The following is a 7,801-nucleotide window of genomic DNA, read 5'->3' on the forward strand; positions in this document are numbered from 1 at the left end:
TGACCCAGATGAAGTACTGCTCCCACATCGGCTTGTCGAGCCCGAGTGCGGCGACGACCTGGTCGCGGCTCATCTTGTCGGCCGAGACGTCGTTCTGGCTCAGCATCATGTCGATGATGTCGCCGGGGATCAGCCGCACCGTGACGAACACGATCAGGCTGGCAAAGAAGAGGGTGGGCAGCAGCGACAGCAGGCGCCGCACGATGTAGCCGCGCATCAGCTGCTCACTCCCTGCTCAGTGGGTGGCTGGCACCATACCCAATCTTCGGCCTGACGGATTCCAGTTCGCATGCGCTTGCCTCGGATTCGCTCGAAAACGCGTGAATCATCTGACGAAGATGAGGCGTTGTCTTGCAGGGCAAACACTTAGCCGAGCCTGAATGCGCCCGGCGCACGGCCATACCAAAAGTTCTAAACAGGGTAAACGCGGGTGGGGCGGACGGAACTCGGGCGCGGCACGCGGATCAGCGCGGCCAGGCCGACAGCAGTCCGCGCAGCGCGGTGACGAAGGCGAGCGGCTGGTCGACCATCAGGTGATGGCGCGCTGCGGGGATCTCGATGCGCGGCGAGCCGGCCGGCGCAAGGCTTGCGATGTAGGCCAGCACCTCGGCGTCGAACAGCACCGATTGGCTGCCCCACATGATGGCCACGGGGCAAGGCAGGGCGGCGAAGTCGGGAACCGGGTTCTCCATGCGCATGTCGCGCCACTGGTAGGGGTCGAAGCGCCAGGTCCAGCCGTCGCCTTGGCCATCTTCCCGTGGCGCCTGCTTGAGCGAACCGCGCGCAATGTGGTCGGCGATGTAGAGGTTCTTGCACACCTGCGGCGGCGCGAAGCGGAAGCGCGACAGGGCGGAGGGCAGGTCGTCGTAGACGCGGCTCGGCCGCGGGTCGTTCATGCTGCTTGCGCCGGGGCGGCGGCGTGCCTTGCGCATCTCGGGCGACATGATGGGCGAGTCGACCATCACCAGCCCGCCCACCTTGCCGCCGCTGCGTGCCGTGTAGCGCAGCGCCGGGAAGCCGCCGAAGGAATGCGCCACCAGCACCGGCTTGGTGGCGGCCTCGAACAGGCCGGCCGCCTTGGCCACGGCGCCGACTTCGTGCGACAGGCCATCGATGGAGTAGGTGTCGCGCCAGCCCGAGCCACCCATGCCCGACCACGACAACGCAGCCACGCGGAAGTCGTCGGCGAAGAAGGGCGCGATGAAGCTCCACCAGTCGGCGTGCGCGCGGTTGCCGTGCAGCAGCAGCAGGCCGGGCTGGCCGACATCGCCCCAGGTGAGCGTCTCGATGCGCGCACCGGCCACCTCCGTCCATGAGCGCTCGGGCGTGCGCAGCAGGGCTTGCTCGAACCAGCGCGGCGCCTCGGGTTTGTCCCCTTTGAAGGCGGCCAGCGGTGCCTGAATGTTGGCGTCTTTGGCGGTTGGCTCGGTCACGGTGTGGTGTGTTGAAATGGAAACTCAGGTATGCGCCGTGGTGGAAATTTTGTCGCCCACGAGACTCGCTGCGTGCCAATGATGATCTATAAACCGCACTGGCGCTGGCGACCTGTCATCCTGTCGGGTTTAGAAAATTCAGTCTGCCAGAGAATGGCAGCTTGTGCCATCGGGCAAGTGCCGGGCGGGCCGCCAGCCGTTTCACTCAATGGAGAAGAGCCATGAATTTCACGATGTCAGAACGGCAGACGTATTGGCGCGATCGCGTGGTCGCGTTCATGAACCAGCACGTCTATCCCGCCGTGCCCACCTACTACAAGCAGATGAAGGGCTTCGGCGAGAACCGCTGGCAGGTCGTGCCCGTGGTCGAAGAGCTGAAGGCCATCGCCAAGAAGGAAGGCCTGTGGAACCTCTTCCTGCCCAAGGACTCGCTGCCTGAAGACAGCCCCTACCGCGGCGCGGGCCTGACCAACCTCGAGTACGCCATGTGCGCCGAAGAGATGGGCAAGGTCGGCTTTGCGTCCGAGGTCTTTAACTGCTCGGCACCCGACACCGGCAACATGGAAGTGCTGGCGCGCTACGCCAACGAGGCGCAGAAGAAGCTGTGGATGGAGCCCCTGCTCGACGGCAAGATCCGCTCGGCCTTCCTGATGACCGAGCCGGCCGTGGCCTCGTCCGACGCGACCAACATCGCGCTCGAGATCAAGCGCGACGGCGACCACTACGTGCTCAACGGCCGCAAGTGGTGGTCGTCCGGCGTGGGTGACCCGCGCTGCAAGATCGCCATCGTGATGGGCAAGAGCAACCCCGACGCGCCTTCGCACGCCCAGCAGTCGCAGATCCTGGTGCCGATGGACACCCCGGGGATCGAGGTGCTGCGCATGCTGCCGGTGTTCGGCTTCGACGATGCGCCGCACGGCCACGCCGAGGTGGTGTTCACCAATGTGCGCGTGCCGGCCGAGAACCTGCTGCTCGGCGAGGGGCGCGGCTTCGAGATCGCCCAAGGCCGACTCGGCCCGGGCCGCATCCACCACTGCATGCGCACCATCGGCAGCGCCGAGGTGGCGCTGGAGAAGATGGTCAAGCGCCTGCAGTCGCGTGTGGCCTTCGGCAAGCGCATCATCGACCACTCGCTGTGGGAGGAGCGCATCGCCACCGCCCGCATCGACATCGAGATGACGCGCCTTCTGTGCCTGAAGGCGGCCGACATGATGGACAAGGTCGGCAACAAGGTCGCCCGCCTGGAGATCGCCATGATCAAGGTGGCGGCACCGCGCATGGCACTGAAGATCATCGACGACGCGATCCAGGCGCATGGCGCCGGTGGCGTGTCGGAGGACTTCGGCCTCGCCAAGCAATACGCCAGCATGCGCACGATGCGCCTGGCCGACGGGCCGGACGAGGTGCACAACCGCGCGATCGCTCGTTGGGAGATGGGCAAGTACCGCGCCGCGAAGGTTTGAGGCCGCGCGCTTCTCAACAAAAGGCGGGCCTGTGGCCCGCCTTTTTCTTTCTGCTTCGCGCATCACAAACCGTTCGGGCTGAGGTATCGAAGCCGTGCACGGCCTGCGCCAGCACGAGGCTTCGATACCTCAGCCCGAACGGGTTTGGGTGTGCGGAGATTCAGTCCTGGCTGGCTGCCATCGCCTTGCCCACCTCGTTGCGGCCCTGCTCGGCGCCACTCTGCGGCACGACCTCTTCATCGCGGTCCGAGATGGCTTCGAATTGCGCGGCCACCTGGTCATCGGCATCGGCGCCCGTTCCGATGTGCGTGCCCAGCGTCATCGTCACGTAGCTGCGCGCGAAGGTGCCAGCACCCGCGTTGAGGATCACGCGCGTCGGCGCGTCTTCGCTCACCAGGTACAAGAGGCCCGGCGTCACGGCCGAGGGCGCCAGCTTGTCGAGCACGACCTGCGGCATCAGGCCTTCGGTCATCGCGGTCGCGGCGGTCGGGGCCAGGCAGTTGACCTTGATGTTGTCCTTGGCGCCTTCGATCGAGAGCGTCTGCATCAGGCCCACCAGCGCCATCTTGGCGGCGCCGTAGTTCGACTGGCCGAAGTTGCCGAACAGGCCCGAGGACGAGGTGGTGTTGACGATGCGGCCGTACTTCTGCGCGCGCATGATGTCCCACACGGCCTTGCAGCAGTTCACCGCGCCCATCAGGTGCACGTCGACCACGAGCTGGAAGTCGGCGAGCTCCATCTTCGAGAAGCTCTTGTCGCGCAGGATGCCGGCGTTGTTGACCAGGATGTCCACGCGGCCCCAGGTGTCCATCGTCGTCTTGACCATGGCCTGCACGGCCGCGAAGTCGGTCACCGACGACAGCACGGCGATGGCCTGGCCGCCGGCCGCCTTGATCTCTTGCGCCACGGCTTCGGCACCGGGGCCGAGGTCGTTGACGACGACCTTCGCACCACGCTTCGCGAGTGCCAGCGCGTGCTCGCGCCCCAGTCCGCCGCCTGCGCCTGTCACGATCGCGACACGGCCGTCAAAGTTAATGCTCATGGTTCTCTTTCAAAAGATCTGGTATGTTTCTTGAGACTCGAAAATGCCTCTGTTCTCATAGGGCAAATCGACATTCGGAGACAGCAGGTTAGAAAACTCGGTTGGTCTTTTCAGGCCGCTTCACGAGCCCCATTTCTGGCCGTCGTCACCCCCCAATTTAACCAGCAAGGAAGTGCCATGTCGTTGTTCTCACTCACGGGCAAGGTCGCCATCATCACGGGCTCGTCGCGCGGCATCGGCAAGGCGATTGCCGAGCGCATGGCCGAGCACGGCGCCAAGGTGGTGATCTCATCGCGCAAGCCCGAGCCCTGCGCCGAGGTGGCCGCCGCGATCAACACCGCACACGGTGCAGGCTCGGCCATCGCCATCCCCGCCAACATCTCATCCAAGGACGAACTCAAGCACCTGGTCGACGAGACCACGCGCCAGCTGGGCAAGGTCGACATCGTGGTGTGCAACGCTGCCAGCAACCCCTACTACGGCCCGATGGCCGGCATCGAGGACGACCAGTTCCGCAAGATCCTCGAGAACAACGTGATCGCCAACCACTGGCTGATCAACTTCGCCGTGCCGCAGATGATCGAGCGCAAGGATGGTGCAGTGATCATCGTCTCGTCCATCGGCGGCCTGCGCGGCTCGCCGGTGATCGGCGCGTACAACGTCTCCAAGGCGGCCGACTTTCAACTCGCGCGCAACCTGGCGGTGGAGTACGGCCCGCACAACATCCGCGTCAACTGCATCGCGCCGGGCCTCATCAAGACCGACTTCGCCAAGGCGCTGTGGGACAACCCCGAGACCCTGAAGCGCTCCACCGCCAACGCGCCGCTGCGCCGCATCGGCGAGCCTGACGAGATCGCCGGGGCGGCGGTCTTCCTCGCCTCGCCCGCGGGCTCGTTCATGACCGGGCAGGCGCTGGTCATCGACGGCGGCGTCACCATCTGAGCGAGGCGCACGCATGAGCACCGAGACACTCCAAGGCTTCCGCGAGGAAGCCCGCACCTGGCTGGAGCAGAACTGCCCACCCGAGATGCGCAAGCCCGTCCTCAGCGAAGACGATGTCTGCTGGGGTGGCCGCCACTGGAAGTTCACGTCCGACGCACAGAAGGTGTGGCTCGAACGCATGGCCGCCAAGGGCTGGACCGTGCCGACCTGGCCCAAGGAGTACGGGGGCGGTGGCCTCAGCGGCGAAGAGGCCAAGGTGCTCGCGCAAGAGATGCGCGCCATCGGCGCCCGTGCGCCGGTGCAGAGCTTCGGCATCTGGATGCTCGGCCCGGCGCTGCTCAAGTTCGGCACGCACGAGCAGAAGCTCGAGTTCCTGCCACCCATCGCGCGCGGCGAGATCCGCTGGTGCCAGGGCTACTCGGAGCCCAATGCCGGCTCCGACCTCGCCTCGTTGCAGACACGGGCGGATGACAAGGGCGACCACTTCATCGTCAACGGCCAGAAGATCTGGACCAGCTACGCCGACAAGGCCGACTGGATCTTTTGCCTGGTGCGCACCGACCCGGCGGCCAAGAAGCACACCGGCATCAGCTTCGTGCTGTTCGACATGGCGACGCCCGGCGTCAGCACCAAGCCCATCCTGCTGATCTCGGGCAAGTCGCCCTTCTGCGAGACCTTCTTCGACAACGTGCGCGTCGAGAAGAAGAACCTGGTGGGCACGCTCAATGCCGGCTGGGACGTGGCCAAGTACCTGCTGACGCACGAGCGCGAGATGATCGGCGGCATCGGCGACCGTGGGGCCAGCAAGCCGCTCGGCGTGGTGGCGGCTGGCCTGCTGGGCACCGATGCAAGCGGCCGCCTGGCCGACCCGCTGCTGCGCGCCCAGATCGCGCAGTTCGAGGTCGATGAGGCGGCCTTCCGCCTGACCATGGAACGCGCCATGGACGAGGCCCGCGCGGGCCGCGGCAACCCGGCCTTCAGCTCGGTGCTCAAGTACTACGGCGCCGAGCTCAACAAGCGCCGGCACGAGCTGATGATGCAGGCTGGCGGCAGCGATGCGCTCGAGTGGGAGAGCGAGCGTTCTCGCGAGGGTGCGGCGGCACGCACCTGGCTGCGCACCAAGGGCAACTCGATCGAGGGCGGCACGAGCGAGGTGCAGCTCAACGTGATTGCGAAGCGCATCCTGAACTTGCCTGGGGCCTGACGAACGGCCTGCAATCTGCGAACACAACAGTCCGTTCAGCCTGAGGTATCGAAGGCCCGCGCAGGCCGTGCAAGGCTTCGATACCTCAGCCTGAGCGGTTGGTGGACTTCCCTGAGACAAAGACAAACACATGGCACTCGTACTCACCGAAGAACAGAACATGCTGCGCGACAGCGCGCGCAGCTTCCTCGCCGACAACGCCCCCGTCTCCCAGTTGCGCAAGCTGCGCGACTCGCACGATGCCGATGGCTTCTCGCGCCCGTTGTGGAAGCAGTTCGCCGAGATGGGATTCAGCGGGGTGCTGATCCCCGAAGCACACGGTGGCCTGGGCCTCGGCCTGGTGGAGGCCGGTGTGGTGATGGAAGAGATCGGTCGCCACCTCAGCGCCTCGCCCTTCTTCGCCTCCAGCGTGGTGGCTGCCACCGCGTTGCTGCGCGCCGGCAGCGAGACGCAGAAGCAGGCTTACCTGCCCCGGCTCGCCTCCGGTGAACTGATCGCCACGCTGGCAGTCGATGAGGCCGCCAAGCACCAGCCGAAGAACATCTCGCTGAAGGCCGAGAAGGCGGGCAGCGGCTACGTGCTCAATGGAAGCAAGACCTTCGTGATCGATGGCCATGTGGCCGGCCTGCTGATCGTGGCGGCGCGCACCTCCGGTGGGGCGGGCGAGGTGGCTGGCGTCACGCTGTTTCTCGTCGACCCCAGGTCAGCCGGTGTGGAGATCGAGCGCGTCGTCGCCGTTGATGCGCACAACACGGCGCGTGTGCGCTTCAGTCAAGTCAAAGTGGATGCCAACGCGGTGCTGGGCGAAGTGGGAGAGGCCTGGGGCGTGCTGGGTGCCGCGCTCAACGCCGGCCGCGCAGCCGCGGCAGCGGAGCTGCTGGGCGTGGCCGAAGAGACCTTCGCCCGCACGGTGGCCTACCTGAAGGAGCGCCAGCAGTTCAACAAGATCATCGGCGAGTTCCAGGCGCTGCAGCACCGCGTGGCGCACCTGTACTGCGAGATCGAGTTCACCCGCTCGGCCGTGCTCAAGGCCTTGCAGGCACTGGACGAAGGCTCAGCGCTGGCGGGCGGCCTGTCGTCGGTCGCCAAGGCCAAGGCCGGCAGCACCGCAACCCTGGCCGTGCAGGAGGGCGTGCAGTTGCACGGCGGCATGGGCATGACCGACGAGTTCGAGATGGGCTTCTTCATGAAGCGCGCCCGCGTGCTGCAGGAGCTCTACGGCGACGCCAACTTCCACGCCGACCTGCTGGCGCAGTTGAAGCAGTACTGAGTTCAGCACCGCTGCGCCAGGAACGCATCGAGCACGCGAGCTCCGGCGTAAGCGATGCGCCCCACGCCAGACCCTTTGCGCCAGGCTTTCCGTAAGAGTAAGGCGGCTTTGCGCCGCCAGGTTCAGGCCGTGCGTTGCCGAGGCAGGCCGGCTTCGGGCGGCAGCTGGTTGCTGGCCAGCAGCAGGGCCACCAGGGCTTCGCCGCCGGCCGAGATGTGCTCGCGCATGGCCGCCGCGGCGGTGTCGCCTTCGCCCTGGCAGATCGCGTCGACGATGCGGCGGTGTTCGCTGTCCGAGGTTTGCATGCGGCCGGGCTGTTCGAAGCCGCGCAAGCGAAACGCCGCCAGGCGCTTGCGTGCACTGCGCGCATGGTCCACGAGCACCGGGTTGCCGCTGGCCGAGTAGATGAGCTCGTGCAGGGCCGTGTTGGCCGCGGCATACCCCTTG

7 protein-coding genes and 1 pseudogene are annotated in these 7,801 nt (G+C 66.2%); 4 read left to right on the forward strand and 4 right to left on the reverse strand.

Annotation, left to right across the window (positions count from 1 at the left end; all coding sequences use genetic code 11):
- Together VFL64_RS15545 and VFL64_RS15550 are read right to left on the reverse strand one after the other, a co-directional pair.
- A pseudogene (locus tag VFL64_RS15545) lies at window positions 1–217 on the reverse strand (glutathione ABC transporter permease GsiC); the annotation flags it as partial.
- A 247-nt stretch (window positions 218–464) separates the two neighbouring features.
- A complete protein-coding gene (locus VFL64_RS15550) occupies window positions 465–1,433 on the reverse strand; it encodes an alpha/beta fold hydrolase (RefSeq protein ID WP_489541287.1) in 969 nt (322 codons plus the stop codon).
- Window positions 1,434–1,654: 221 nt separating this feature from the next.
- Here VFL64_RS15550 and VFL64_RS15555 point away from each other — a divergent pair, with 221 nt between their 5' ends.
- Window positions 1,655–2,896, forward strand: coding sequence for an acyl-CoA dehydrogenase family protein (locus tag VFL64_RS15555; RefSeq protein WP_489541288.1), 1,242 nt, complete (start codon window positions 1,655–1,657; stop codon window positions 2,894–2,896).
- A 160-nt stretch (window positions 2,897–3,056) separates the two neighbouring features.
- Here the strand turns inward: VFL64_RS15555 and VFL64_RS15560 are convergent, their stop codons facing one another.
- Window positions 3,057–3,938, reverse strand: coding sequence for an SDR family NAD(P)-dependent oxidoreductase (locus tag VFL64_RS15560; RefSeq protein WP_489541289.1), 882 nt, complete (start codon window positions 3,936–3,938; stop codon window positions 3,057–3,059).
- 177 nt (window positions 3,939–4,115) lie between these two features.
- Between VFL64_RS15560 and VFL64_RS15565 the strand changes: the two genes are divergently transcribed.
- From VFL64_RS15565 to VFL64_RS15575, 3 genes are all read left to right on the forward strand, one after another.
- Entirely contained in the window at window positions 4,116–4,880 is a 765-nt protein-coding gene (locus VFL64_RS15565; protein ID WP_489541290.1) for an SDR family oxidoreductase, read from the forward strand.
- 13 nt (window positions 4,881–4,893) lie between these two features.
- The gene (locus VFL64_RS15570; RefSeq protein WP_489541291.1) at window positions 4,894–6,084 is read left to right on the forward strand and encodes an acyl-CoA dehydrogenase family protein; all 1,191 of its coding nucleotides are present in this window, start codon (window positions 4,894–4,896) and stop codon (window positions 6,082–6,084) included.
- Between the two features lie 130 nt (window positions 6,085–6,214).
- Entirely contained in the window at window positions 6,215–7,354 is a 1,140-nt protein-coding gene (locus VFL64_RS15575) for an acyl-CoA dehydrogenase family protein (protein WP_489541292.1), read from the forward strand.
- A gap of 122 nt (window positions 7,355–7,476) precedes the next feature.
- On the opposite strand, the gene VFL64_RS15580 is transcribed toward VFL64_RS15575, so the two are convergent.
- The coding region (locus VFL64_RS15580; RefSeq protein WP_489541293.1) for a GntR family transcriptional regulator at window positions 7,477–7,801 on the reverse strand (325 nt) is incomplete at its 5' end.

The sequence above is a fragment of the Rhizobacter sp. genome (assembly GCF_035702065.1).
GTDB lineage: Bacteria > Pseudomonadota > Gammaproteobacteria > Burkholderiales > Burkholderiaceae_C > Rhizobacter.

Coding starts and splice junctions, on each gene's coding strand:
- VFL64_RS15565 (WP_489541290.1), top strand. CDS start 4,116: ATGTCGTTGTTCTCACTCACGGGCAAGGTCGCCATCATCACGGGCTCG.
- VFL64_RS15575 (WP_489541292.1), top strand. CDS start 6,215: ATGGCACTCGTACTCACCGAAGAACAGAACATGCTGCGCGACAGCGCG.
- VFL64_RS15555 (WP_489541288.1), top strand. CDS start 1,655: ATGAATTTCACGATGTCAGAACGGCAGACGTATTGGCGCGATCGCGTG.
- VFL64_RS15560 (WP_489541289.1), bottom strand. CDS start 3,938: ATGAGCATTAACTTTGACGGCCGTGTCGCGATCGTGACAGGCGCAGGC.
- VFL64_RS15570 (WP_489541291.1), top strand. CDS start 4,894: ATGAGCACCGAGACACTCCAAGGCTTCCGCGAGGAAGCCCGCACCTGG.